25 protein-coding genes are annotated in these 24,849 nt (G+C 52.0%); 22 read left to right on the top strand and 3 right to left on the bottom strand.

Annotated features, from left to right (window positions below; all coding sequences use genetic code 11):
- Positions 1-50 precede the first annotated feature (50 nt).
- From rnz to NST84_RS16460, 13 genes are all read left to right on the top strand, one after another.
- Entirely contained in the window at positions 51-980 is a 930-nt protein-coding gene (gene rnz, locus NST84_RS16520) for a ribonuclease Z (protein ID WP_342561275.1), read from the top strand.
- A 327-nt stretch (positions 981-1,307) separates the two neighbouring features.
- Positions 1,308-2,096, top strand: a complete 789-nt coding sequence (locus NST84_RS16515; RefSeq protein ID WP_342561274.1) for an HAD-IIA family hydrolase — start codon at positions 1,308-1,310, stop codon at positions 2,094-2,096.
- A 47-nt stretch (positions 2,097-2,143) separates the two neighbouring features.
- A complete protein-coding gene (locus NST84_RS16510) occupies positions 2,144-2,959 on the top strand; it encodes a DNA-formamidopyrimidine glycosylase family protein (protein WP_342561273.1) in 816 nt (271 codons plus the stop codon).
- On the top strand, positions 2,949-3,806 hold the full coding sequence (locus NST84_RS16505; RefSeq protein ID WP_342561272.1) for a deoxyribonuclease IV: 858 nt from the start codon (positions 2,949-2,951) through the stop codon (positions 3,804-3,806). Before NST84_RS16510 ends, NST84_RS16505 begins: the two co-directional genes overlap by 11 nt.
- Before the next feature lie 5 nt (positions 3,807-3,811).
- Positions 3,812-4,153: a cyclic-phosphate processing receiver domain-containing protein gene (locus tag NST84_RS16500; RefSeq protein WP_342566457.1), complete on the top strand. Its 342-nt coding sequence runs from the start codon at positions 3,812-3,814 to the stop codon at positions 4,151-4,153.
- Positions 4,150-4,482 carry a thioredoxin family protein gene (locus tag NST84_RS16495; protein WP_342561271.1) on the top strand — a complete coding sequence of 111 codons (333 nt, stop codon included), beginning with the start codon at positions 4,150-4,152 and terminating at the stop codon, positions 4,480-4,482. Before NST84_RS16500 ends, NST84_RS16495 begins: the two co-directional genes overlap by 4 nt.
- Positions 4,483-5,259 carry an ATP-binding cassette domain-containing protein gene (locus NST84_RS16490; protein ID WP_342561270.1) on the top strand — a complete coding sequence of 259 codons (777 nt, stop codon included), beginning with the start codon at positions 4,483-4,485 and terminating at the stop codon, positions 5,257-5,259. It begins immediately after the preceding gene.
- Between the two features lies 1 nt (position 5,260).
- Positions 5,261-6,328 carry an SAM-dependent methyltransferase gene (locus NST84_RS16485; RefSeq protein WP_342561269.1) on the top strand — a complete coding sequence of 356 codons (1,068 nt, stop codon included), beginning with the start codon at positions 5,261-5,263 and terminating at the stop codon, positions 6,326-6,328.
- A gap of 110 nt (positions 6,329-6,438) precedes the next feature.
- Positions 6,439-7,980, top strand: coding sequence for a serine/threonine-protein kinase (locus tag NST84_RS16480; protein WP_342561268.1), 1,542 nt, complete (start codon positions 6,439-6,441; stop codon positions 7,978-7,980).
- 102 nt (positions 7,981-8,082) lie between these two features.
- Positions 8,083-9,636, top strand: a complete 1,554-nt coding sequence (locus NST84_RS16475) for an ABC-F family ATP-binding cassette domain-containing protein (protein ID WP_342561267.1) — start codon at positions 8,083-8,085, stop codon at positions 9,634-9,636.
- A gap of 80 nt (positions 9,637-9,716) precedes the next feature.
- Positions 9,717-10,772 (top strand): ThiF family adenylyltransferase, encoded by a 1,056-nt coding sequence (locus NST84_RS16470; RefSeq protein WP_342561266.1) that lies wholly within the window; start codon positions 9,717-9,719, stop codon positions 10,770-10,772.
- An 18-nt stretch (positions 10,773-10,790) separates the two neighbouring features.
- Positions 10,791-11,093, top strand: coding sequence for a Dabb family protein (locus NST84_RS16465; RefSeq protein ID WP_342561265.1), 303 nt, complete (start codon positions 10,791-10,793; stop codon positions 11,091-11,093).
- Positions 11,094-11,222: 129 nt separating this feature from the next.
- Positions 11,223-11,945: a response regulator transcription factor gene (locus NST84_RS16460; protein ID WP_342561264.1), complete on the top strand. Its 723-nt coding sequence runs from the start codon at positions 11,223-11,225 to the stop codon at positions 11,943-11,945.
- Positions 11,946-11,969: 24 nt separating this feature from the next.
- Here the strand turns inward: NST84_RS16460 and NST84_RS16455 are convergent, their stop codons facing one another.
- Positions 11,970-12,476, bottom strand: coding sequence for a C40 family peptidase (locus NST84_RS16455; RefSeq protein WP_342561263.1), 507 nt, complete (start codon positions 12,474-12,476; stop codon positions 11,970-11,972).
- A 276-nt stretch (positions 12,477-12,752) separates the two neighbouring features.
- Positions 12,753-13,394 carry a thiamine diphosphokinase gene (locus NST84_RS16450; RefSeq protein WP_342561262.1) on the bottom strand — a complete coding sequence of 214 codons (642 nt, stop codon included), beginning with the start codon at positions 13,392-13,394 and terminating at the stop codon, positions 12,753-12,755.
- A 180-nt stretch (positions 13,395-13,574) separates the two neighbouring features.
- On the opposite strand from NST84_RS16450, the gene NST84_RS16445 reads away from it, so the two are divergent.
- Positions 13,575-14,054, top strand: a complete 480-nt coding sequence (locus NST84_RS16445) for a low molecular weight protein-tyrosine-phosphatase (protein ID WP_342566456.1) — start codon at positions 13,575-13,577, stop codon at positions 14,052-14,054.
- A 153-nt stretch (positions 14,055-14,207) separates the two neighbouring features.
- Here the strand turns inward: NST84_RS16445 and NST84_RS16440 are convergent, their stop codons facing one another.
- Complete coding sequence (locus NST84_RS16440) at positions 14,208-14,939, bottom strand: alpha/beta hydrolase-fold protein (protein WP_342561261.1); 732 nt, start codon at positions 14,937-14,939, stop codon at positions 14,208-14,210.
- Between the two features lie 265 nt (positions 14,940-15,204).
- Between NST84_RS16440 and pdhA the strand changes: the two genes are divergently transcribed.
- From pdhA to NST84_RS16400, 8 genes are all read left to right on the top strand, one after another.
- On the top strand, positions 15,205-16,272 hold the full coding sequence (gene pdhA / locus NST84_RS16435) for a pyruvate dehydrogenase (acetyl-transferring) E1 component subunit alpha (RefSeq protein WP_342561260.1): 1,068 nt from the start codon (positions 15,205-15,207) through the stop codon (positions 16,270-16,272).
- Between the two features lie 15 nt (positions 16,273-16,287).
- Positions 16,288-17,265, top strand: a complete 978-nt coding sequence (locus tag NST84_RS16430; RefSeq protein ID WP_342561259.1) for an alpha-ketoacid dehydrogenase subunit beta — start codon at positions 16,288-16,290, stop codon at positions 17,263-17,265.
- 112 nt (positions 17,266-17,377) lie between these two features.
- Positions 17,378-19,027, top strand: coding sequence for a 2-oxo acid dehydrogenase subunit E2 (locus NST84_RS16425; protein WP_342561258.1), 1,650 nt, complete (start codon positions 17,378-17,380; stop codon positions 19,025-19,027).
- A gap of 3 nt (positions 19,028-19,030) precedes the next feature.
- Positions 19,031-20,443 (top strand): dihydrolipoyl dehydrogenase, encoded by a 1,413-nt coding sequence (lpdA, locus tag NST84_RS16420; RefSeq protein WP_342561257.1) that lies wholly within the window; start codon positions 19,031-19,033, stop codon positions 20,441-20,443.
- A 116-nt stretch (positions 20,444-20,559) separates the two neighbouring features.
- The gene (locus NST84_RS16415; protein ID WP_342561256.1) at positions 20,560-21,534 is read left to right on the top strand and encodes a S66 peptidase family protein; all 975 of its coding nucleotides are present in this window, start codon (positions 20,560-20,562) and stop codon (positions 21,532-21,534) included.
- Positions 21,535-21,745: 211 nt separating this feature from the next.
- Positions 21,746-22,540 carry a thymidylate synthase gene (thyA, locus tag NST84_RS16410; RefSeq protein WP_342561255.1) on the top strand — a complete coding sequence of 265 codons (795 nt, stop codon included), beginning with the start codon at positions 21,746-21,748 and terminating at the stop codon, positions 22,538-22,540.
- A 42-nt stretch (positions 22,541-22,582) separates the two neighbouring features.
- Positions 22,583-23,074 carry a dihydrofolate reductase gene (locus tag NST84_RS16405; RefSeq protein ID WP_342561254.1) on the top strand — a complete coding sequence of 164 codons (492 nt, stop codon included), beginning with the start codon at positions 22,583-22,585 and terminating at the stop codon, positions 23,072-23,074.
- 233 nt (positions 23,075-23,307) lie between these two features.
- A complete protein-coding gene (locus NST84_RS16400) occupies positions 23,308-24,795 on the top strand; it encodes a glutamate synthase subunit beta (protein ID WP_342561253.1) in 1,488 nt (495 codons plus the stop codon).
- Positions 24,796-24,849 lie beyond the last annotated feature (54 nt).

Below are 24,849 nucleotides of genomic sequence, written 5' to 3'. Positions count from 1 at the left end.
GCAGCTACGGCTGCTGTGCATATTAAAGAGTGAAGAAGGGAGGATCTGGAATGGAAATCTATTTTCTTGGTACCAATGCCGGGGTGCCTACAATACAGCGTAATGTAACTTCAGTGGCCCTCAGGCTGATGGAGGAACGGCGCAGCTTCTGGATGTTTGACTGCGGGGAAGGAACACAGCATCAGGTGCTGCGCTCACCGCTGCGGCTCGGCAAGCTGGAGAAGCTGTTCATTACCCATCTGCATGGTGACCATCTGTTTGGCCTGCCCGGGCTGCTGTCCAGCCGCGGTTATCAGGGAGGGACAGCCCCGCTTACGGTATATGGGCCGCCGGGGCTGAAGGCTTTTCTGGACGTATCCTTATCCGTCAGCCAGTCGCGTATTCCCTACAAGCTGGAGATTGTGGAGCACACAGGCGGAATGATTTTTGAGGATGATACCTTCAAGGTTGAGGCGGGTCTTCTGGAGCACCGGATTGACAGCTACGGGTACCGGGTAACAGAGAAGGACAGCCCGGGCAGTCTGAATACAGAGCTGCTGCTGAGCTACGGGCTGAAGCCCGGACCGTTGTACGGAAGGCTGAAAAAGGGTGAAGATATAACGACTGAAGACGGAACGGTGATCCGGGCGGCCGAAGTGATCTGTGAACCGAAGAAGGGGCGGATCGTTACTATACTGGGCGATACCCGGCCTTGTCCGGGCAGCCTGCCGTTGGCCATGGGGGCGGATCTGATCATCCACGAGGCAACCTTTGCCCATGATCTGGCCGATATGGCTTATCAGTATCATCACAGCACAGCTGCCCAGGCGGCGGAGCTGGCCAGCCAGGCAGGAGGCCGTGAATTGCTGCTGACCCATTTCAGCTCGCGCTATGTAACGCAGGAGGATCTGGCTCCGCTGCTGGCCGAGGCGCAGGCGATTTTCCCGCAGACTCTGCTGGCCGAGGAGTTCTGCACATTCCCGGTATACCGGAGAAAATAACGGGCGTCAGCCCCGGAAAATACCCGGGGAAATCAAAATTATTTTCCGGGAAAGCGCAGGAAATGACAGGGTGCTGTCAAAAAAGACCGGGCCTTGCAGCCGTTCGCTAACGTTCGACCAGGTGCGTTAACTTTTAAGTAAACAGATATCATTCCTCTACGAAGCAGTGGAGATTATGACGAAACCGGGATAGTGCCGGCTGGTTGTTGTGGTACCTTATGACTATTAGTATCATCTGGCAGAAGCAGTTTTTTTAATTGTCTTTTCTAATTTAATAGGGTTAATGTTTAATGCAGTAAATTAAATTTGCGGAGACGGAGGACAATCATGAATAATACCGGAGGCTTGCTGATCGATCTGGACGGAACGCTGTTTCACGGCGGGCAGATGATTCCCGGTGCGGATAAGCTGATTGAGGGGTTGCGGGCGGCAGAGATCCCTTTTTTGTTCGTCACGAATAATTCATCACGGACAGCGGCAGGCGTAGCTGCACATCTGCGGGGTATGGGGATTGAAGCAAAGGCGGAGGAGGTATGCACCTCGTCGCTTGCAGCTGCGCGTTATATTGCCGGGGAATTACCGGAGGCGCGGGTGGCGATACTTGGAGAAGAAGGGCTGATTGATGCCTGTACGGCAGCAGGCCTAAAGATTGTTGAGGATGACCCGCAGTATGTGGTGCAGGGCATCTATCGAGCTTTTACATATGAATCACTGGCACGGGCTTCCCGCTGGATCATGGGCGGGGCGAAGTTCGTGCTGACCAATCCGGATTTAATGCTGCCGTCGGATGACGGGGTTATGCCAGGGGCGGGAACGATTGGCGCAGCGATTGAGGCGGCCAGCGGTGTTGCGCCGGTAGTGATCGGCAAGCCGGAAGCACACCTGGTTACCTATGCAGCGTCTATACTCGGCATTAAACCGGAAGAGGCGGTCGTGGTCGGCGATAATATGCGGACAGATATTTCTGCGGGGGTCAATGCCGGCTGCAGGACGGTGCTGGTGCTGACAGGTTTGACTACAGAGGAGAACTTGGAGCATTATAAAACCGTTACAGGAGTGACTCCTGATGAAATTTGCCGCGATTTAGCTGAACTTATGGCGATGCTCGGTGTATAATGGCAAAGGTGTGAGTTTTTTTACCAACCTAGAAGGGACGATGATCAATGCCGGAATTGCCGGAAATGGAGAATTACAGAAGGCTGCTTAGCCAGCATCTTATAAATGTACCGATTACAGGTGTGACCGTAAACCGGGAGAAGACGATTAACATAGAAGCAGAGGCCTTCCAAAAGGCCCTGCTTGGCGCACGCATCGTGTTTGTGGAGCGGCGGGCCAAGCATATTCTGTTCCATCTGCATGACGGTCGCAGGCTGCTGCTGCACCTGATGCTGGGCGGACTGCTGTACTACGGCACCGAGGAAGAGCGTCCGGACCGGACTACCCAGGTAGAGTTGGCCTTCGGTGACAAGATCCTTTATTTCATGGGACTGCGGCTGGGTTATCTCCATCTGCTGTCGGTGAAAGAGAGCGAAGCGGCGATGGGCAAGCTGGGACCGGAGCTGCTGGACCGCCGGATGACGGCGGAGCGGTTCGCGGCGCTGCTGAAGGGCCGCAGAGGAGCGCTCAAAAGCCTGCTTGTAAATCAGCACGTGATGGCCGGCATCGGCAACTGCTATGCAGATGAAATTGCTTTTGAAGCAAGACTGCTGCCGTCGGTTCTGGTGCAGAATCTGTCCCCGGATGCCGTGACGCGTCTGTATGAAAGTATGCGCAAGGTGCTTACGGAAGCGACTGATATCGGCGGTTATATGGAAATGCCGTTTATGGTCGGCGATACGGTGACCGGTTCTTATAATGACCAGTGTAAAGTGTATGACCGTGAAGGCGAACCTTGTCTGCGCGGCGGGGGAACTATTGTAAAGGTTGAGCAATCCGGACGCAAAGTATTCTACTGCCCGGACTGCCAGCATGAAGCCTAGCCCCAAAATCGGGGCTCATGTCAGCATCCGCGGCGGATATGGCCATGCGGCCCGGTTCGCCTGGGAGAGCGGTGCGGCATGCTTTCAATATTTTCCGAAGAATCCGCGTAGCCTGAAGCTGAAGCCGCTTGATGTGCGGGATGCTGAGGCCTGCGCGGCCTTTTGCCGCAAGCAGCAGATGGTATCGATCGCCCATACCCCTTATCCGACCAATCTGGCGGCCGGCACGGTCGGCGCTTCTTCAAGAAGGGTTATGGTGGAATCCCTGCGCAATGATCTGGAAATCGCCGAAGCGTGCGGCTCGCTGGGCATCGTAGTGCATTTCGGGACCTTTGGCGTTCTGGAGCCGTTACAAGGCTATAAAAATATTATACAATGTATGAATGAAACGCTGGAGGCCTGGGAGGGCCGGGCGAAGCTGCTGATTGAGAACCAGGCCGGCAATCACGGCAGTGAAGGCATGACGCTGGAAGAGCTGGTCAAGGTGCGCGAGCTTAGCCGTTATCCCGAAAAGATCGGCTTCTGCTTCGACACCTGTCATGCGTTTGCCGCCGGCATCTGGAACCCGAAGCAGACTGATGAGCTGATTAGACGCGGAACAGGGCTGGGCTACTGGCCTCAGCTTGTTGCGGTTCATCTGAATGATTCCATGTTCCCTTACGGGCTGCGCCGGGACAGGCATGCAGGTATCGGGCAGGGGTATATCGGTGAAGACAAGCTGCGGGAGCTGCTGCTCACTGAACCGTTCCGCCGGGCTGCTGTTGCCATGGAGACCGCCAAAGGTCCCGATGGTACCCACCGCGGAGAAATCGCAGCTGTACGCAAATGGTATGAAGCGGAGGGTTAGCCGTGATTAATATATTTATGGATGATTACCGCAAGCGGCCTGAAGGCTTTACACTGGCCAGAACGACTGAGGAATGTCTGCTGCTCCTGCGTGAATGCGAGGTCCATATTCTGTCTTTGGACTATGACATGGGGCCGGACGATTACAGCGGGGATGAGGTAGCAAGGCGGATTGTACTGGAAGGGTTGTATCCGCGTGAAATCTTTCTGCATACCTCAAGCCCTGCAGGCCGCAAAGTCATGTATGAGCTGCTCTATGCTGCAATACCTGAAGGGACCGTGCTGCATAATGGTCCGCCAGGTTATGAGCTGCTGGCAGCAATTGCTGCAGGAGTGACTGCGATATGAAGGTATTTAAGCAGATGAATGAACAGGAGCTGACGTTAGCACTGCAGCAGCCGGGCGAGCCGCTGGTGGTTTTCCTGCATACGCCGCTGTGCGGAACCTGCAAAGCCGCCCGGCGCATGCTGGAGGTTGCAGCACATCTGCTGCCTCCCGGCCTCCTGATTGCTGAAGCCAATGTAAACATGCTGCCCGGGATTGTCGGCCGCTACCGCATAACAAGTGTACCGGCGCTGATGACAGCCGGGGCGGACCGGACAAGCGAGCCGGAAATTTTGTATTCGATGGGCTCTGTGGAGCAGATGCTGGATTACATAAGGAGAGTGACCTCATAAATGATATCATTACAACATCTTACCCTGCGGAGAGAGCAAAGCCTGATTCTTGATGATGTATCCCTGGAAATGAAGCCAGGCGAAAACTGGGTTGTTCTGGGCCGGAACGGCTCAGGCAAAACAACGATTCTTGAAATGATGACCGGCTATCTGTTTCCGAGCAGCGGGTCGGTAGAAGTACTCGGCTACAAATTCGGGCAATGTGATGTTCGTGAAGTGCGCAAGGAAATCGGCTATATCGGACCTTCCCTGATGGAAAAGCTGTCGCTCAGCGATCCTGTCTGGGAAGTGGTAGCTACCGGCGCTTACGCTTACCTGCGTTTCTATCAGGCCATTCCGCAGCATATAAAAGAGCAGGCGATTAAATTGCTCGAAGATATGAATCTGGGCGGGCTGGCGCATCATCCGTTCGGCACCCTGTCCCAGGGGGAACGGAAGAAGGCTATGCTGGCCCGATGCCTGATAGCTGAACCGAAGCTGCTGATCATGGACGAGCCATGTGCCGGCCTTGACCTGTATGAACGTGAAAAGATGCTTGCTGAAGTTGATAAGCTGAAGCAGCGCAACGTCTCTGTCGTCTATGTTACCCATCACGTTGAGGAAATCGTGCCGCTCTTTACCCATGTGGCGCTAATCCGTGACGGCAAGCTGGCCGGCTCCGGCCCGAAAGAAGAAGTGTTGACGAAGGAAATGATCATGGCTACATTTGATATTCCTGTGGATGTTGAATGGGATGGCGGTCGTCCCTGGATAAAAATCAGACCTGGAGGCAATTGATTTGAATGATTTAACACAAGAAACCGGAGAGCAGGCTGCTGCTCCGGAAGAAAAAATCCTCTCCCGTTACATTTGCACCGCCAATCACGGCTTTGCCCCTTATGCGCAGGAAGAGCTGCGCCGGCTGTTCGGTGCAGTCAAGAGCACGCTGCTGCTGCCGGGCGAGATCTTTCTTGCTACACTGGAAGGTGAACCTGCTGAGATCGCAGGGACGCTCAGCAGTAATCCGCCAATCTTTCTGCGGCATATCCAGCCGGTGCAATTCCAGGACCAGGGGGATATGTCTGCTCTGGAGCGGCTGGCGGTTTATCTGAGCCGGCGCAGTGAGCTGGAAGGCGAAAAGGTATCCCTGCATGTCCGTAAGGGAACCTCATCCTTCTGGCCGGACAGCCCTGGTGAATTGCGCGAATGGCTGCAGGAGCGGCTCGCGGACCTGGAAGCAGACTTTACCGTGCAGGAGCCTGCCTGGGTTATTTCCGTCTATGCAGACGGGGATGCGCTGTACGCCGGGGTCTCGCGGCCGGAGGATAACTTGTCCAGCTGGAACGGCGGGATGATCCGCTTCCGCAAGGAGGACGGGCAGATCTCACGGGCCAAGTTCAAGCTGATGGAAGCCGAAAAGGAATTTGCCATTCCGTTCTCAAGCTTCCGTAATGCAGTGGATATCGGCGCTTCGCCCGGCGGCTGGACTTCGTTTCTGCTGGAACGCGGCTTGAAGGTCACGGCAATCGATCCGGCGCTGATGCATGAATCACTCCGCAATCAGCCGAACCTGAAGATTCTGCGCAAGAATGCCGGCGAAGTCAAATTCAGCGAGAGTGAATTTGATCTGCTCGTCTGTGATATGAGCTGGAGCCCGAAGCTGATGGCCAAGCTGGTCACAGGTCTGCTGCACAGCCTGGCACCGGGCGGAACAGCCGTAGTTACCGTGAAGCTGATGCACAAGAAGCCGATGGCTGTAATCAAGGAGATCATCGCCATGTTCGAAGGGGAACGGATGCAGCTCCAGCGGGCTAAACAGCTGTTCCATAACCGTGATGAAATAACACTTTATATGATTAAATATTAATCATATAATCAACATGATTAACCGGGAAAGCCTCCCGTTGTCTGCGCCGCCGGCCTTGTGCCGGTACGGCTGCAGCAGCGGGAGGTTTTCTTTTTTTATATTCCAAGAGAATGGGGAGACGGAAAATGATGATTGAATCGAAGCTGGCTGCAGGACTTCTTCTGGACGGGCGGTACCAGATTGTACAGAAGATTGGCTCAGGGGGGATGAGTCACGTATATCTGGTTCAGGATATGAGGCTGCCGGGCCAGCACTGGGCTGTTAAGGAGAGCATCAGCCAGCGTGAAACACTGGGAGTTGTAGAGGCGGAGGCAGAATTGTTAATCTCATTAAATCATCATCTGCTTCCGCGGGTTGTAGATTTCTTTCCGCCGGATGAGCAGGGTTACTGCTATCTGGTGATGGATTATATAGAAGGCGTTACGCTGTCGGATTACATAAAAGAGCAGGCTGCCCCGCTTGATGGAAGACAGATCGCCGCCTATGTGCGCCAGCTGCTGGAGGTGCTCCATTACTTACACAGTCATCATCCCCCGATTGTCTACCGTGACCTGAAGCCTGCAAATATTATGCTGACTGGAGCCGGTGAACTAAAGCTGATCGACTTCGGAATAGCCCGCAGCTACAGACAGGGAGCTGCGGAAGATACCGAAAAGCTCGGCACTGCCGGCTTTGCTGCGCCCGAGCAATACGGCAGCGGGCAGAGCAGCCCGGTCTCGGATCTGTATGGTCTGGGGGCACTCATGCTGTATATGGCTTCCGGCGGGCTGTACAGCCGCTGGGAACCGGGGATGGAGTCCAGGCTGGACGGCAGAAGCATGGCAGGGTTGATTCCGGTCATTCGCCGGCTGCTGCGTTACCATCCGGAAGAGAGATATCAAAGCGCGCAGCAAGTGCTGCTGGCGCTTGAACATGTAATGGAGTCTGGCAGCAAGCCTGCCTGGAGGGGAAAACAAGGTACTGCGGAGACAACTTCAGACATCTCCGTTAACCCGCAGGCAACGGTAATCGCCCTGCTCGGCGTAGCTGCAGGCCTCGGCACAACGCATACCTCACTGGCAGCTGCCGGCTGCCTTGCGCGGAAGGGAAAGACCGCGTGGGTTGGCCTCAGTCCTGATTCTACCGTACACGAGCGGATATGCAGCCTGCTGGATCATCCAGCAGATTCAGAAACAGCTGATCCTCAAGCTGCCCCTGTCAGCTGGAAAGGGATAGATTACTGGCCGCGTCCTGCGGAGGGGGATCTGAGAACACTGAAGGATAAACACTATAGCTACATTGTCGTAGACCTTGGCACAGGCGGTTATGACGGGGCTCTAGAGATATTAGGCAGCAGCAGTATACAATTGTTGCTCTCTTCCGGCGCTGACTGGCGGCTGGAGGATACCTTGCACTGGCTGCGGCGCAGCCGGCACACGCCCACTGTGGACTGGCACATTTGTCTGCCGCTGGCCGCTCCTTCAGCTGCTGGCATGCTGGCCGCTGCCCTGCATGGCCGGGTTAAGGTTAGCAGCCTGCCGCTGCAGCAGAATCCTTTTCAGCGTAACGGTAAGCTGGTCCATATGCTGGACTGCCTGCTGACAGAGACGGGAAAGCTTCATTTTCCTGTAAAACGCAGTGGAATATTTCAGAAAAAGGCGCAAAGCCGCTAAATTCCTGTTTCAGCGGGGGGACACCTGTGCTAAAATGGTCGTTATATGCATAGACAGATTATAGCCACATGCTAAAAATAGATAGGAGCTTAACGAGAATTTATGAGTTTACTTACTGTAGAAGATGTTTCACATAATTTTGGTGACCGTCAGCTGTTCAAGAATGTGTCCTTCCGCCTGCTGGATGGCGAGCATGTCGGATTTGTGGGAGCGAACGGCGCGGGTAAATCGACGCTGATGAATATTTTGACCGGAACCCTGCTCAAGGACAGCGGAAGAGTAGAATGGACACCGCGGGTCCGCTATGGTTATCTGGATCAGCATACGAATCTTGCCCCGGGAAAAACCGTGCGGGACGTGCTTAAAGATGCCTTTCTGCCGCTGCTGGAGCTGGAGAAGGAAATGACAGCCATTACTGACAGAATGGGCGAAGCATCACCGGAGGAGCTTGAACTGCTGCTGGAGCAGATGGGTGAAATCCAGGAACAGCTAGATATTGGTGATTTTTATCTGATTGATGTTAAAGTAGAGGAAATGGCCAACGGTCTCGGCCTCTCGGCAATCGGGCTGGATCGTGACGTTGCTTCACTGAGCGGGGGGCAGCGGACCAAGGTGCTGCTGGCGAAGCTGCTGCTGGAGAAACCGACCGTACTGCTGCTGGATGAGCCGACCAACTATCTGGACGTTGAGCATATCGACTGGCTGACCAACTACCTGAAGCAGTATCCGTATGCTTTTATGCTGATTTCCCACGATACTGAATTTATGAATAAGGTTGTTAATGTGGTTTATCATCTGGAATTCGGCAAGCTGACACGCTACACGGCTAATTATGAGAAGTTCCTGGATATGGCTGAAATGAACAAGACCCAGCATATTGAAGCCTACGAGAAACAGCGTGAATTCATCAAGAAGCAAGAGGATTTTATCCAGAAAAATAAAGCGCGTGCCTCTACTTCGGGCCGGGCGAAGAGCCGTGAAAAGCAGCTCGACCGCATCGAGCGGATCGACCGTCCGGAGGAAGCCGCCAAGCCGAGCTTCTCGTTCAAAGAGAGCCGCTCCAGCGGCAAAACGGTGTTTGAGGGAATTGACTTTGAAATCGGCTATGACCGCCCGCTGCTGCCGAAGCTGAATATGATGATTGAGCGCGGTGACAAAATTGCGATCGTCGGCAGCAACGGAGTGGGGAAATCCACACTGCTGAAGACCATTCTGGGAGTGATACCGCCTTTCAGCGGAAAAACCTATCTGGGAGATTACCTCAATTCCGCTTACTTCCAGCAGGAAGTGAAGGCGGCCAATGTTACGCCGATTGATGATGTCTGGAGTGAATTCTCCAGCCTTACCCAGAATGAGGTGCGCGGCCATCTGGCCCGCTGCGGGCTGAAAAACGAGCATATTACCCGCCCGCTGAGCATGCTCAGCGGGGGCGAACAGGCTAAAGTGCGCCTGTGCAAGCTGATGATGCGTGAGAGCAATTGGATTCTGTTTGACGAACCGACCAATCACCTTGATATTATTGCCAAGGCTGAGCTGAAGCGCGCCTTGCAGGAATATAAAGGCACCGTGCTGCTCGTCTCCCATGAACCGGAATTTTACGAGGATTGGGTAACCAAGACCTGGAATGTTGAGCAGTGGTCCGCACAGAAAGTATAAGATTAATTTCAGAATCCGGGTACAAGCAGTCTTAGCAGGCTGCTGTTTCCCGGGTTTTCAATTTAGGGGGCTGTTCAGGAATGAATGACAGTGATAATATCCAAATTACCGGTCAGAACGGCCGCTATTCCCGGCAGGTCCGGTTTGTGCCGTTTGGTGCCGGTGGACAAGCCGGGCTTGCGCAGGCGAGTGTGCTCATTGTTGGTACAGGTGCGCTGGGCACCGGTATTGCCGAAACGCTGGCCCGCTGCGGCGTCGGACGGCTGATTCTGACTGACCGGGATTACGTGGAATGGAGCAATCTTCAGCGGCAGCAGCTCTACACGGAAGAAGATGCCCGCCTGCGGACACCCAAAGCTGAAGCGGCCAAGGCCAGGCTGCAACAGATTAATTCAGAGATTATGATCGAAGCCCACATCATGGATGTGCGTGCGGAAGAGCTGGAGAGCCTGCTGCCCGGGGTGGATCTGATTATGGACGGGACTGATAATTTTGATACCCGCCTGATTATCAACGATATAGCCCAGAAACACGGCATTCCCTGGATATACGGGGCCTGTGTGGGCAGCTACGGGGTAACCTATACGATTCTCCCGGGAGAGACGCCGTGTCTGAATTGCCTGCTGGGAACCGTTCCTCTTGGCGGAGATACCTGCGATACCGCAGGCATTCTGCCGCAGGCGGTTCAGCTTGTGACTGCCAATGCAACCGCAGAGGCGCTCAAGCTGCTGGGCGGCCGGCGTGAGCAGCTGCGCGGCAGGCTGCTGAGCTTTGACGTATGGCGCAATGAACACCAGGAAATAGGCGTCAAAGCAGCGAAAAAAGAAAATTGCCCGTCCTGCGGCAATCATGCGGTCTACCCTTATCTGAGCGCCGCGAACACGGAGCGCAGCGATGTACTATGCGGCAGGGACACGGTGCAGATCCGGCCGGCGCACCGCCAGCAGCTTAATCTGCAGGAGACGGCTGCACGGCTTGCGAAGCTTGGCACCGGAAAGGTAGACAGTAATCCGTACCTTGTTTCGTTTACTGAGGAACCTTACCGTCTGGTGATTTTTGCCGACGGGCGGGCATTGATTCATGGAACCAGTGATATTGCTGCAGCGCGCAGCGTGTATCACCGGTATTTTGGCTGATACAAGGGAGAGATGATGATGGGAACAGGAACAATCAGACATATGGCACTTTTTACACTGAAATATCCGGCGGATTCTAAAGAAGCACAAACCTTTTTGCAGGATGGCGAAAAGATCCTTAGCGGAATTCCGGTTGTACGCCAGTTCGAAGCCTTGCAGCAGATCAGCAGCAAATGTGAATATGATTTTTGCTTCTCGATGGAGTTTGCAAGTCAGGAAGACTATGAGAGCTATAATAACCATCCTGACCATCAGGCTTTTGTAAGCGAGCGCTGGGAGACGGAAGTTGCGAAATTTCAGGAGATTGATCTCCGGAAATAGCAATCCCGGCAGGGTGTTAAAAGCAAAAGACCGTTCTAACCGGAATGGTCTTTTTGTTTTGTGGGGATTCTAAGCCTTATCTGCGGCGGTATGACCGCTCTGCAAGGCTGATGGATGCGGGGTAATTCAATGAATGAAATAGTCGCTTGGTTTAAGGGGGATACGTCTCAGGCTGAAGGCGTGAATCGTGAACAGATCGAAGAACTGTTCAGTGAACTGGGGCTTCAAACGGAAATAAGCGAAGATCCCGAGGATCTTCGCTTATTATTGACCAGAATACGGCCTGTCCTGCTGCTTGCGGAAACCAGTGATGCCGGAGTATGGCAGGGGTGGGACATCATTACGGAGTACCGGTCGCAGGGGAGCTTTATGCCGGTGATGGTAATCGCAGGGGAAGGGGGCAGCGAGGATACAGTTGCCGTATTTGAAGCGGGCGGAAATGAATATATGAAGAGCCCGCTGCATACCGGGGAATTCAGGTGCAGAGTGATGAACCTGCTCTGGCTCACCGGACGCCGCCGCGGACTCGAATCGTTCATCAAAATTGACGGCCTGATGCTGGATTCCAGCCGCAGACTGGTCAGCCGGGACGGAGCCCGGCTCAGCCTGACCCCCAAGGAGTTTGACCTGCTGTATTATCTTGCTGCCCATCAGGGGGAAATCTGTCCCCGGGACGAGATTTTACGGCATGTCTGGGGATACCACTTTCATGCGGACACCAATGTAGTTGATGTGTATATCAGGCATATCCGCATTAAAGTAGACAAGGGCTACCGGAACAAGCTGATTCATACGGTGCGCGGCACCGGCTATATGCTAAGGGCGCCGGACGGCGGCCCTGCAGGTTTATAAGCTCAGGTGAGAATTCTTTACCTGCTACAGCACGCGGCGTGCTTTCAGGTAGGTTTTTTTCCAGTTGCCTGAATTCAGGTTGGATACTGTTACACCCGGTGAACCATAGGTGTGCAGAATCTTGCCGTCACCGGCGTATACCGCTACGTGTGTAACATTTTTGCCGTTAGCCCGGCTGCCGCTGGAGAAGAAGACCAGATCACCGACCCGCAGATCCGCTTTGGATACCGCTTTTCCGACCTTGGATTGGGCTACAGAGGTACGCGGCAGGTCTACGCCGTATTTTGCAAAGATATATTTAGTGAAGGAAGAGCAGTCAAAATATTTGGTAGTCGACGTAGATGCGCCGAACTGATAACGTGTGCCTAAGTATTTTTTGCCCAAATTAATAATGCTTTGTCCGGTAGAGGCTGTCGCCGATGCAGCAGCAACGGGTGCTGTGCCGGCTCCTGTAGCCATCAGAGTACTCAGACCGATTGTAGTGCACATTCCCACGACAACTGCTTGTTTAAACCATTGATGTTTTTTCAAATTGTAATACCTCCCAGGTTTATATCTTTCTTGTATGTTTCGTTCTCTGTTTCGTAGTATAGCAGTTTATAGGCGGCCTATATTTTTCCAGAACTGTCTTGAATTCAAGCCTGGCCTGCATTGGAAGCGTTATATTAAAAAAACATTAAAAGTTACAAAAAATTAATAATTAAAGACGGAAGAAGCATAAAAAAACCGAGAATCCCTTATGGATAAAGGAGATTCCCGGTTTTTCGTTTTTGAAACAAAGGTTACAACGATGTCTCCGGATATGTATTAATCCTTGCTCTGAATAATGAGCAGCAGGCCGCTCTCAATGGTAACCACACCCGTTTTGTCCAGCAAGCGGTTGCTGACGGCCAGGGACTGGCCCAGCTTAAGCGTTGCATTATCCAGCGGATACTGGAAGCCTTGCAGTGTGATACCCGTAACCTCAGGAGTCAGCGGAAGCAGGGAGACATAGGTAAAGCCTTGTTCATGAACCAGCGACTGAGATCCGGTAAGCGTGATAAAGTTATGACAATCCATTATGGAACAGCTCACCTGGCGATGCAGCGCTCTGGTCATCATCTGGATGCTGGCCAGCGTATGATCCATTCTCGTACCTGTTACTCCCATCATAAGGATGGATTCAGGCTGGATATTCAGGGCCAGATCAAGCGCCAGCTCACTGTCTGTCAGGTCTTTATCAACAGGATCGCAGGTGATTGTCTCCTTGCTGCCTGCTTTAATCTGTTCCAGCGCTTCGGGGCTGACAGAATCGAAATCTCCGACGGCAATATCCGGTGTAATACCGTGGCTGACCAGGAATAATGCGCCGCTGTCCGCTCCGATAATAAAATCATCTTCATCTATATGGTGCAAAAAGTCCTCAGACAGCACACCTCCGGCAAAGATAACAACGCGTTTGGATGGCAAATGAATCTCCCTCCTCTATTGATGTTTATAGCTTGTCATCCTCCCCAAAGTATAATGCAGATGCCAAAAGTTGTACAATTACAGCCGGTAACGCTAAAATGGATGTAGCGGATTTCTTCTATATAGAAGGAATACCGCGGCTGTGAGCACAGAATAAAGGTCTGCCGGGAGGTGAGAGAAATCGTAAACGTATTATTCGTATGTCTGGGCAATATATGCCGTTCGCCAATGGCAGAAGCGGTTCTCCGCAGCAAAATAGCGCAGCGCGGCCTGCAGGAGTCCGTAAAGGTGGATTCAGCGGGAACAGGTGACTGGCATATCGGTAAGGTACCCCATGAGGGGACACGGCGTATTCTAGATCAGTATGGGATCAGTTATGCAGATATGACTGCCCGTCTAGTGGACAGCAGTGATTTTGACAGCTTTCAGTATATCGTCTGCATGGATAACTCGAACGGGGTAAATGTCCGCAAGCTTCCCGGAGGGGATAAGGCGGAGCTGCTGTTCTTTATGGACCTGCTTCCGGACGAGGAGCTGCGCGAGGTGCCTGATCCTTATTTTACCGGCAATTTCGAGCAGGTCTATGATCTTATGGATGCGGGCTGTGATGTGCTGCTGGACAGGATTGTCCAAGAGAAGCTGCAGCAGTCTGTAGAGTAGCATTAGTACGTATGAGCATATTTAGCCCGACCGGTAACCGTCCTTAAAAAAAGAGGACGGGCACCGTGTGCCCGTCTTAGGATGGAAGCGCAAACAAACACCATTTATACATAAGTCAGCAATTCGTTCACTGTTTCGTCATTTTAAGCTGTTTCATGGGGTTAAAAAATAGAGTAATGATTCTGGGAGCTCTTTTTGCCAAAATCCCCAAAGATGCTTGCCGTCCTTCTCACGGTAGGAGACGGTAGCACCGCGTGCTTCAAGCAGTGCCTTCGTATCGCGGTTCATCTGGACGAAGTCGTATACGCCGGTGTCAGTCTGATAATGATTTTCCTGCAGGCCCACTACCATATTGATGTTAAGCCAGGACAGATCCTCCTCCCGGGCAATCAGGTCACGGGATTCCGGATAATAAGCGCCGGACAGGCTCAACACGCGGCTGAACAATCCGGGGTAGGCCAGTGCGAGATGCAGGGAGACACTGCCGCCCAGCGAATCTCCGGCGATAATCCGCTGATCTGCAGTGCGGCGGACCGGATAATTATGTTCAATGAAGGGAATAATTTCTTCGGCGAAGCAGGCAAGGTACTGCTTGAACCGGCTGCCGAAGGGGGCATACTCCTGCGTCCGGACGGCCACGTTCACCTCGACGCCTACAATAATGAACGGTTCGATGTCTTCTTCTATAATGAGCTGTCCGGCGAGGGTGGCGATCCGGCCGAAATTGAAAAATTCTTCACCGTCCTGGCAATAAATTACCGGATAGCTGAGTACTTCATTGTAGCCCGGGGGAAGATAAATGCGGAGCTTTCGTTCCTCCTGCAGCTGTTCACTCCAAAGGGTTTGCTTAACGATTGTACGTTTCAGAAAAACAGGTTCGCTCATGACTGAATCGTCGCCTTTCTTGTCGAATTTTGCATTACACATGCGGTTACGTTAAAATTACCCAAGCAGCAAATGTGTGAAAAATCATTTACGTGCTTGAAAAAAACAAATCTGTTATAGGATATTCAAATTCCTGTTATACATACAAAATTTATGAGAACATAAATTTTATGCGTATTTCTTTGACGAAATATATAAAACAGGTGTATAATAATTCTATAACAGATACCACTGATGTTCAAATTTTTTTATTGAGGTGAAAATGATGACTAGAGTTCCTTATGAAGTGTATACAGAGGACGTGGAGGCCCTTTCGGTGCTTTCTCCAGATGGAGAGGTTATCAACAAAGAGAAGATGCCTGCACTTTCCGATGATCAACTGAAAGAAATTATGTACCGTATGGTATTTACCCGCACTTGGGATGACCGTGCGGTTAACCTTGGCCGTCAGGGCCGCCTTGGCTTCTACGCTCCGGTATCGGGACAGGAAGCAACCATGATCGGCAGTGAGTTTGCACTGCAGAAAGAAGATTTCGTATGCCCGGGCTACCGCGATATTCCGCAGCTGGTATGGCACGGACTTCCATTATATCAGGCATTCCTGTACTCCCGCGGTCATCAGCACGGCGGACAGATTCCGGATGGCGTTAATGTACTTATGCCGCAGATCATCATCGGCGCGCAGATCCTGCATGCTACCGGGATTGCAATGGGCTTCAAACTGAAGAAACAGCAGAATGTTGCAATCACCTATACAGGTGACGGCGGTTCTTCCGAAGGCGACTTCTATGAAGGCCTGAACTTTGCCGGACGCTTCAAGCTGCCGGTAATCTTCTTCGTACAGAACAACGGTTATGCGATTACGACTCCGTTCGCTAAGCAGACGGCTTCCAAATCCATTGCCCACAAAGCAGTAGCAGTTGGTATTCCGGGAATCAAAGTAGACGGCATGGACGTCTTTGCAGTAATTGCTGCGGTTCAGGAAGCTGCAGAACGTGCTCGCAAAGGCGAAGGCGCTACGCTGATTGAAGCTGTAACTTACCGTTTCCGTCCGCACTCCCTCTCTGATGACGCCAGCAAATACCGTTCCAAGGATGAAGAAGGCCAATGGAACGAGAAGGATCCAATCGCCCGTCTTGCCAAGTATTTGGAGAAGAAAGGCCTCTGGACCGAAGAAGATACAGCTCGCGTGAGAGAAGAAGCGAAAGCGACTGTAAATGAACAGATCAAAAAAGCAGAGCAAACCGAAAAAATGACCGTTTCAGGCTTGATCGACAGTATGTTCGAGGTAACTCCGAAGCATCTGGAAGAGCAAAAAGCCGATTTCGAATAAGGGGGATATCAGGCAATGGCACAAATGAATATGAAAGAAGCAATTCGTGACGCACTGCGCGTTGAACTGAATCGCGACCCTAATGTTATGATCTTTGGGGAAGACGTTGGTAATGTAGGCGGCGTTTTCCGCGTAACTGAAGGACTGCAGAAAGAATTTGGCGAAGACCGTGTATTTGATACACCGCTTGCCGAGTCCGCAATCGGCGGTCTGGCGTTTGGTCTCGGGGTACAAGGCTTCCGTCCAATCGCTGAAATCCAGTTTGTCGGCTTCATCTATGAAGCTCTTGACCAGATCGTTATCCAGGCTGCACGCCTGCGTTACCGTTCCGGCGGTAAATATAATGCTCCAGTCGTATTCCGTACACCGTTTGGCGGCGGCGTTAAGGCTGCTGAGCTTCACACGGATTCCCTTGAGGGTCTGATTGCACAAAGCCCGGGGATCAAGGTTGTTATTCCTTCCAACCCTTATGATGCAAAAGGTCTGATGATCGCATCGATCCGCGATAATGACCCTGTATTCTTCATGGAGCACCTTAACCTGTACCATGCGTTCCGCGCTGAAGTACCTGAAGGTGAATACACGGTTGAACTGGGTAAAGCAAATGTTGTCCGTGAAGGTTCTGATGTAACCATCATTTCTTACGGTCTGATGGTACATACTGCTACCAAAGCGGCTGATCAGCTGGAGAAGGAAGGCATCAAGGCTGAAATTATCGATCTGCGGACCGTTAGCCCGATCGATATTGATACCATTGTAGCTTCCGTGAAAAAAACCAACCGTGCAATTGTAGTACAGGAAGCGCAGAAGAGCTCCGGCGTTGCTGCTGAAGTTATCGCGCAAATCAACGAAAAAGCGATTCTGCATCTTGAAGCGCCTGTACTTCGTGTAGCAGGTCCGGATACCGTCTATCCATTCGCGCAAATCGAGGATAGCTGGATTCCTACACCGGCACGCGTAGTAGCAGCCGTGAAGAAAGTTCTGGAATTCTAAGATAGGTTTGAACCTGCCGTCCTTTTACAAGGGCGGCACCCTTTTCTGCAATATATCTTAAACTTAAGCTTATGCTTTCGAAGCACTAACAAACTTTTAGGAGGTTATCAAGGTGGCAAAATTTGAGTACCGGTTCCCTGAGCTGGGCGAAGGTTTGCATGAAGGCGAAATTATCAAAATGCACATCAAAGCCGGCGACAAAGTAACCGATGACGATATCGTAATGGAAGTACAGAATGACAAGGCGGTAGTAGAGGTTCCTTGTCCGGTTAACGGCACAGTGCTTGAAGTATTCACTAAAGACGGCCAGGTGTGCCGCGTTGGTGAAGTTGTAGCTATTATTGATGCAGAAGGCGATGTTCCTGAGCAGGAAGGCGGCCATCCGGCAGAAGCGGCTTCCCAGGAAGCAGACGCAGCTAAAGGCGGAGCAGATACTACTTCTTCCCCGGCAACCAGTGCTCCTTCCGCAGGCGGAGCGGTTAACTTTGAATACCGTTTCCCTGAGCTGGGCGAAGGTCTGCATGAAGGTGAAATCATTAAGATGCACATCAAAGTCGGCGATAAAGTAACTGACGATGATATCATCATGGAAGTACAGAACGACAAGGCAGTCGTTGAAGTACCTTGCCCGGTTAACGGTACTGTAACTGAAGTTCGTGTTAAAGACGGACAGGTATGCCGTGTAGGCGAAGTTGTGGCTATTATCGCTGCAGAAGGCGAAGTTCCACAGCAGGAAGGCGGCCACGCTGAAGCTCCGGCAGCACAGGCAGCTGCAGCAGCACCAGCGGCTGCGCAGGCAGCTCCGGCACCTAACCGTGACATTCTGGCTACTCCTAGCGTCCGCAAATCAGCACGTGAGCAAGGTGTTGATCTTGCGAAAGTGAACGGCAGCGGCAAAAACGGCAAGATCACTCATGACGATGTTGCAGCCTTCCTGAAGGGCGGCTCCGCGGCTCCGGCTGCAGCAGCACCAGCAGCGGCGTCTGCACCTGCAGCAGCTGCTGCAAAAGCAGAAGCTAAAGCGCCTGCGGCAGCACCGGCTGCATCCGGCAATGTTAGCCTTGATGAAGAACGCGTACCATTTAAAGGTATCCGTAAAGCGATCTCCAACGCTATGGTTAAATCGGCTTACACAGCGCCGCATGTTACCATCATGGACGAAGTGGATGTTACCGAGCTTGTAGCTTTCCGTGCCCGCATGAAGCCTGTTGCCGAGAAGAAGGGCGTGAAGGTAACTTATCTTCCGTTCATCGTAAAAGCACTGGTTGCGGCTTCCCGTCAGTTCCCTACGCTTAACGCAATGATCGACGAGTCGACCAATGAAATTGTCTACAAGAAATACTACAACATCGGTATCGCAACAGATACAGACAACGGTCTGATCGTTCCGGTAATCAAGGATGCTGACCGTAAGAGCATCTGGATGATTGCAAGTGCAATTACAGATCTGGCTGTGCGCGGACGCGACGGCAAGCTGAGTGCAAACGAAATGAAGGGCAGCACGATCTCCATCTCCAACATCGGCTCTGCCGGCGGTATGTTCTTTACTCCGATTATCAACTTCCCTGAAGTTGCGATTCTGGGTACCGGACGCATCACGGAGAAGCCGGTAGTGAAGAACGGCGAAATCGTAGCAGCTCCTGTTATGGCCCTGTCCCTGAGCTTTGACCACCGCATCATTGACGGTGCAACTGCACAGAACTTCATGAATTACATTAAGACCCTGCTTGCAAATCCTGATATGTTAGTTATGGAGGTGTAATAAATGGTAGTCGGAGACGCTTCAATCGAAATCGACACATTGGTTATTGGTGCAGGTCCCGGCGGGTATGTGGCGGCAATTCGTGCCGCCCAGCTCGGCCAGAAAGTCCTTATCGTAGATAAATCGGAACTCGGCGGTGTCTGCCTGAACCGCGGATGTATTCCATCCAAAGCGCTGATCTCTGCAGCTCACAGCTTTGAAGCTGCACAGCACGGCGAAGTTTTCGGTGTTACTGCCGAGAACGTAAAAGTTGACTGGGCCAAAACCCAGGAATTCAAAAACGGCGTAGTTAAGAGAATGACTACCGGCGTAACCAGCCTGATGAAGGGCAATAAAATTGAAGTATTCAGCGGTGAAGCAATGTTCATCAGCACAAACGAAGCCCGTTTGTTCAATGACCATGAATCCCCGCGTTACAAGTTCAATAACTGCATCATCGCAACTGGTTCCCGTCCGATTGAACTGAAGCCATTCCCGTTCGGCGGACGCATCCTGTCCTCGACAGAAGCTCTGGATCTGCCAGAGATTCCGAAGAGCATGATCGTAATCGGCGGCGGCTACATCGGCGCTGAGCTTGGTCAGATGTACTCCAAATTCGGCACTAAAGTAACGATCATTGAGGGTCTGGATACTGTTCTGCCAGGCTTCGATAAGGATATGACCCGTCTGGTTGCCAAGAACATGGCGAAGACAGGCATCGAAATCGTAACCAATGCCAAAGCGGAAAGTGCTGTTCAGAATGACAAGGAAGTAACCGTGAAGTACTCTGTAGGCGGCGAAACCAAAGAAATCACTGCAGATTACCTGCTGGTAACTGTAGGCCGCCGTCCGAACACTGACGGTGAGCTGGGTCTTGATCTGATCGGCGTTGAGCTGGACGAACGCGGCCTGATCAAAGTTGACCACCAGGGCCGCACCAACATCCCTAATATCTACGCTATTGGTGATATTGTTCCTGGTCTGGCTCTGGCACACAAAGCCTCCTACGAAGGCAAGATTGCTGCTGAAGCGATCTCCGGCCACAAATCCGTAGTAGACTACAAAGTCATTCCTGCGGTTGTGTTCACAGATCCTGAATGCTCCAGCGTAGGCTTGACCGAGAAAGAAGCTAAAGACAAAGGCTATAAGGTAAAAGCCGGCAAGTTCCCGTTCGCAGGCAACGGCCGTGCAGTATCCCTGAACGCTCCGGAAGGCTTCATCAAGATTGTGGCTAACAGCGAGAACAACCTCGTACTGGGCGCGCAAATCGTTGGTCTGGAAGCTTCCAACCTGATTGCCGAGCTGGGTCTGGCGATCGAAATGGGCGCAACGCTCGAAGATATCGCACTGACTATCCACGCACATCCAACCCTTGGCGAAATCGTCATGGAAGCGGCTGAACTGGTAGAAGGTCATCCGATTCACGTAGTGAAATAATACATTACCGTCTGCTGTGAGGCAGAATCATCATAGAAGGGACTCCCAATGTCAGGGTAATGGCGGAGGGGGTCCTTTTTTTTTGGCATAACGGATAAAAGGGAGGGTTCATACCAATGAAGGCACCTAAACTACAGGCAGGCGACGAAATCCGTATCATCTCTCCGTCAAACAGTCTAGGCATTATCGCTCCGGAACAGATAGAGGCTTCTACAAGGCTGCTGGAGAGCCGCGGCTTCAAGGTTTCTTTTGCAGCACATGCTTATGATATGGATCAGTTCTCCTCGTCTTCTGTGCGTTCCAGAGTGGAGGATATTCATGAGGCTTTCGGCGATCCTGCGGTTAAAGGGATTCTGACCACACTGGGAGGCCACAACTGCAACCAGCTGCTGCGGGAGCTCGATTACAGGCTGATTGCAGACAACCCCAAACGGCTTTGCGGGTACTCTGATATAACAGCCCTCGGCGGTGCGATTTACCGGAAGACCGGACTGATTACATACTCAGGCCCTCATTTCTCTACCTTGGCCATGCGGCACGGGAATGATTATACAGTCCAGCATTTTCTCCAAATGATGATGGAGGAGGGACCCATCCTGGTGCAGCCCTCGGCACAGTGGAGTGATGATGCGTGGTTCCTTGACCAGGAAAACCGGAGCTTTGAAGCAAATGAAGGGCCTTATGCGATAAATTTCGGATCAGCAGAAGGTACAATTATCGGCGGTAATCTGTGCACACTTAACCTGTTGCAGGGTACGGAGTATATGCCAAGCCTGAAGGATGCCATTTTGTTTATTGAGGATGATTTTGAATCGGGGCCGGAAACCTTTGACCGTGATCTCCAGTCGCTGATACATCAGCCGGACTTTGAGCAGGTCAGGGGGCTTGTAATCGGCAGATTTCAGCGGGCATCAGGGATTACCAGGGATATACTGAAAACAATCATCATGAGCAAAAAGGAGCTGCAGCACCTGCCGGTCGCCGCTGATGTCAACTTCGGCCATACTTCGCCGCTGATTACCTTTCCCGTGGGAGGCTATGCCAGGCTTACAGCCGATGCTGACACTGTAGAGCTTAGAATCTGGGAATAGCAGCGGAACCGGATGGAGCCAGGCCCACGGAGTGAACCGGTAAGCAGGTATATAGCCCGGTCCTCCCACTATTTTCGTGCTAAGGAAATCACTGTGCGGAGTAGGGCGGGCGAACGACAGGAAATTATTTTTTCTGCACTTTTGGAAGTTACAAGCGTAGTCAGGTCATGGTAAACTGGGATAAGAAAAAAAGGGAGAGGTGTTTTAACCTTTGCGTAAATATCTGGATTTGCTACAAGATGTACTGGATCATGGCACGGCAAAAGGCGACCGCACAGGAACAGGCACCCTGTCTGTTTTCGGGCGTCAGCTGCGTTTTGATCTGTCTGAAGGTTTTCCGCTGGTTACGACCAAGCGCATACATTTGAAATCCGTTGTACATGAGCTCCTATGGTTTTTAAAGGGAGAGACTAATATTGCCTACCTCAAAGAGAACGGTGTCTCCATCTGGGATGAGTGGGCCGATGAGAACGGAGAGCTGGGGCCGGTATACGGCTCACAGTGGCGTACCTGGGAAGCGAGGGACGGACGGCATATCGACCAGATATCGGCAGTCATCGAATCGATCAGAAACAATCCGGATTCCCGCCGCCATATTGTCAGCGCATGGAATGTAGGCGAGATTGAGGAGATGAAGCTGCCGCCATGCCATTTTGTATTCCAGTTTTATGTGGCTGATGGCAAGCTGAGCTGCATGCTGACTATGCGCTCGGTGGATACGTTCCTCGGCCTGCCTTTTAATATTGCAAGCTATGCCCTGCTTACCCATATGGTCGCCCAGCAGACGGGTTACGAGGTGGGTGACTTCATCTGGTCCGGAGGCGATGTGCACATTTATACAAATCATCTGGAGCAGGTGGCCACCCAGCTGTCCAGAGAGCCGCATCCGCTGCCTAAGCTGAACATCCTCAGAAAGCCGGACAGTATTTTTGATTACACCTTTGAGGACTTTGAATTTGAAGGGTATGTTTATCATCCGGGGATCAAAGCTCCGGTTGCCATTTAATATTTTGGGATTTGATGATTCTGGGAAAAAGAGGGCATAAATATGAGTATCAGTATGATTTGGGCTATGGCCGCTAATGATGTAATCGGTAAGAATAATGATATGCCATGGCATCTGCCGCGGGATTTCGCTTATTTTAAGGAGCAGACTCTCGGTAAACGGATGCTGATGGGCCGCAAAACCTGGGAATCGCTCGGAGGAAAGCCGCTTAAGGGAAGAACAAGCATTGTCATCACTCGTAATACGGGTTTTCAGGCAGAAGGTGCCCAGGTAATTCATACGCTTAATGAAGCGTTGGCGGAAGGGAGTAAGGGGGATGAGCTGATGGTAATCGGCGGGTCTGAGATTTATCGGATGATGCTTCCTTATGCCGACAAACTGCTTGTAACCCGGATTAATAAAGAGTTTGACGGAGATACAAAGTTTCCTGAAGTACGCTGGGATGAATGGGAAGAGATTTCAAATGTACAAGGGATCCGTGATGAAAAGAACCCTTACGATTACCGTCTTTATGTTTATGAACGTACGGAATAACGAAAAAGCGTTTTCTCTGACACATCATGTGAAATAGTACAAACAATCTGCAGATTAATCCATTACAGTGCGAAAGTATTGAATGCTACTATAATTAAAATTAGAATTGCTAAACTTAAAAATAGTATAGAATGTGCAGGTACTTCATTGCGCTGAATCGACACGAATCTGCCGCAGTATGCTACAATGTACTATACATCAACACGAAGAGAACGGATGGGGGAAACGTAAAGATGTCTACACCTACTGGATTTATGGAGTATAAGCGGCAGCTCCCAGGTGACCGGGATCCTGAGCAGCGCATTAAAGACTGGGAAGAATTCCATCATCACCTTACCGAGGACGAGCTCCGCACACAGGGTGCGCGCTGCATGGACTGCGGAACCCCCTATTGCCATACCGGCATTGATATGACCGGCGGCACATCTGGCTGCCCGGTGCACAACCTGATTCCGGAATGGAACAATCTGGTTTACCGCGGTCTGTGGAAGGAAGCGCTGGAGCGTCTGCATAAGACGAATAACTTCCCGGAATTTACAGGCAGCATCTGTCCTGCACCATGCGAAGGCTCCTGTACCGTCGGCCTGATCGGCCAGCCGGTTACGATCAAGACCATCGAGCTTGCCATCGTGGACAAAGGCTTTGAGGAAGGCTGGGTAGTTCCTAATCCGCCTGAGAAGCGCACCGGCAAGAGAGTGGCCATCGTCGGCTCCGGACCGGCCGGACTTGCCGCTGCAGCGCAGCTGAACAAAGCCGGACATACCGTAACTGTATTCGAACGCAGTGACCGCGTCGGCGGTTTGTTGACATATGGTATTCCTACAATGAAGCTTGATAAGCGCGTCGTTCAGCGCCGCGTAGATCTGCTGGCTGCTGAAGGTATCACCTTTGTAGTAAATACCGAGATCGGTAAGGATATTCCGACTCAGCAGCTCGTGGATGAATATGATGCTGTTGTACTGTGCGGCGGGGCAACCAAAGCACGCCAGTTTAATGTTGAAGGCAGTGAGCTGAAAGGTGTAATGTACGCGATGGATTACCTGACCGGCACAATCAAGAGCTACCTGAACTCCAATCTGGAGGATGGCAACTTTGTCTCGGCAGCAGGTAAAGATGTTGTTGTACTTGGCGGCGGGGATACCGGTTCCGACTGTGTAGCGACCTCTTTGCGCCATGGCTGCAATAGCATTACCCAATTCGGGACACATGACAAAGCGCCGCTCGAGCGTGACCCGATTGCTAACCCTTGGCCGCAGTTCCCGAACGTCTACACCCTTGACTATGCACAGCAGGAAGCCAAAGCGATCTTCGGGGATGACCCGCGCGAATTCTCCATCATGACGACCAAGTTCGTCGGTGATGAAGAGGGGAACCTGAAGGAGGTGCACACCGTGCAAATCCGCCGTATGGTGGATGAGACAGGCCGCAAAATTTACCAGCCTGTACCGGGTACGGAAGCTGTCTATCCGGCTCAGCTGGCGCTGATTGCGATCGGTTTTGACGGACCGGAGCAGGGTATCATTGAGGAGATGAACCTGGAAACAGACCGCCGCAGCAATGTGAAGGCCCGCTATGGCAAGTTTAACACCAATGTGGATAAAGTCTTTGCCGCAGGCGATATGCGCCGCGGACAGAGCCTGGTAGTCTGGGCAATTAACGAAGGCCGCGCAGCTGCCCGTGAAGTTGACAGATATCTGATGGGATCGACCGTTCTCGTCTAATTTATATCATGTAGAGCATATAAAAGCCGCCCTTCCAGCAAATGCTGGGGGGGC

The sequence above is a fragment of the Paenibacillus sp. FSL R7-0345 genome (assembly GCF_038595055.1).
Lineage (GTDB): Bacteria > Bacillota > Bacilli > Paenibacillales > Paenibacillaceae > Paenibacillus_AQ.
This window is presented reverse-complemented; position numbering and strand designations above follow the sequence as displayed.

Coding starts and splice junctions, on each gene's coding strand:
- rnz (WP_342561275.1), top strand. CDS start 51: ATGGAAATCTATTTTCTTGGTACCAATGCCGGGGTGCCTACAATACAG.
- NST84_RS16515 (WP_342561274.1), top strand. CDS start 1,308: ATGAATAATACCGGAGGCTTGCTGATCGATCTGGACGGAACGCTGTTT.
- NST84_RS16510 (WP_342561273.1), top strand. CDS start 2,144: ATGCCGGAATTGCCGGAAATGGAGAATTACAGAAGGCTGCTTAGCCAG.
- NST84_RS16505 (WP_342561272.1), top strand. CDS start 2,949: ATGAAGCCTAGCCCCAAAATCGGGGCTCATGTCAGCATCCGCGGCGGA.
- NST84_RS16495 (WP_342561271.1), top strand. CDS start 4,150: ATGAAGGTATTTAAGCAGATGAATGAACAGGAGCTGACGTTAGCACTG.
- NST84_RS16490 (WP_342561270.1), top strand. CDS start 4,483: ATGATATCATTACAACATCTTACCCTGCGGAGAGAGCAAAGCCTGATT.
- NST84_RS16480 (WP_342561268.1), top strand. CDS start 6,439: ATGGGGAGACGGAAAATGATGATTGAATCGAAGCTGGCTGCAGGACTT.
- NST84_RS16475 (WP_342561267.1), top strand. CDS start 8,083: ATGAGTTTACTTACTGTAGAAGATGTTTCACATAATTTTGGTGACCGT.
- NST84_RS16470 (WP_342561266.1), top strand. CDS start 9,717: ATGAATGACAGTGATAATATCCAAATTACCGGTCAGAACGGCCGCTAT.
- NST84_RS16465 (WP_342561265.1), top strand. CDS start 10,791: ATGGGAACAGGAACAATCAGACATATGGCACTTTTTACACTGAAATAT.
- NST84_RS16460 (WP_342561264.1), top strand. CDS start 11,223: ATGAATGAAATAGTCGCTTGGTTTAAGGGGGATACGTCTCAGGCTGAA.
- NST84_RS16440 (WP_342561261.1), bottom strand. CDS start 14,939: ATGAGCGAACCTGTTTTTCTGAAACGTACAATCGTTAAGCAAACCCTT.
- pdhA (WP_342561260.1), top strand. CDS start 15,205: ATGACTAGAGTTCCTTATGAAGTGTATACAGAGGACGTGGAGGCCCTT.
- NST84_RS16430 (WP_342561259.1), top strand. CDS start 16,288: ATGGCACAAATGAATATGAAAGAAGCAATTCGTGACGCACTGCGCGTT.
- lpdA (WP_342561257.1), top strand. CDS start 19,031: ATGGTAGTCGGAGACGCTTCAATCGAAATCGACACATTGGTTATTGGT.
- NST84_RS16415 (WP_342561256.1), top strand. CDS start 20,560: ATGAAGGCACCTAAACTACAGGCAGGCGACGAAATCCGTATCATCTCT.
- NST84_RS16405 (WP_342561254.1), top strand. CDS start 22,583: ATGAGTATCAGTATGATTTGGGCTATGGCCGCTAATGATGTAATCGGT.
- NST84_RS16400 (WP_342561253.1), top strand. CDS start 23,308: ATGTCTACACCTACTGGATTTATGGAGTATAAGCGGCAGCTCCCAGGT.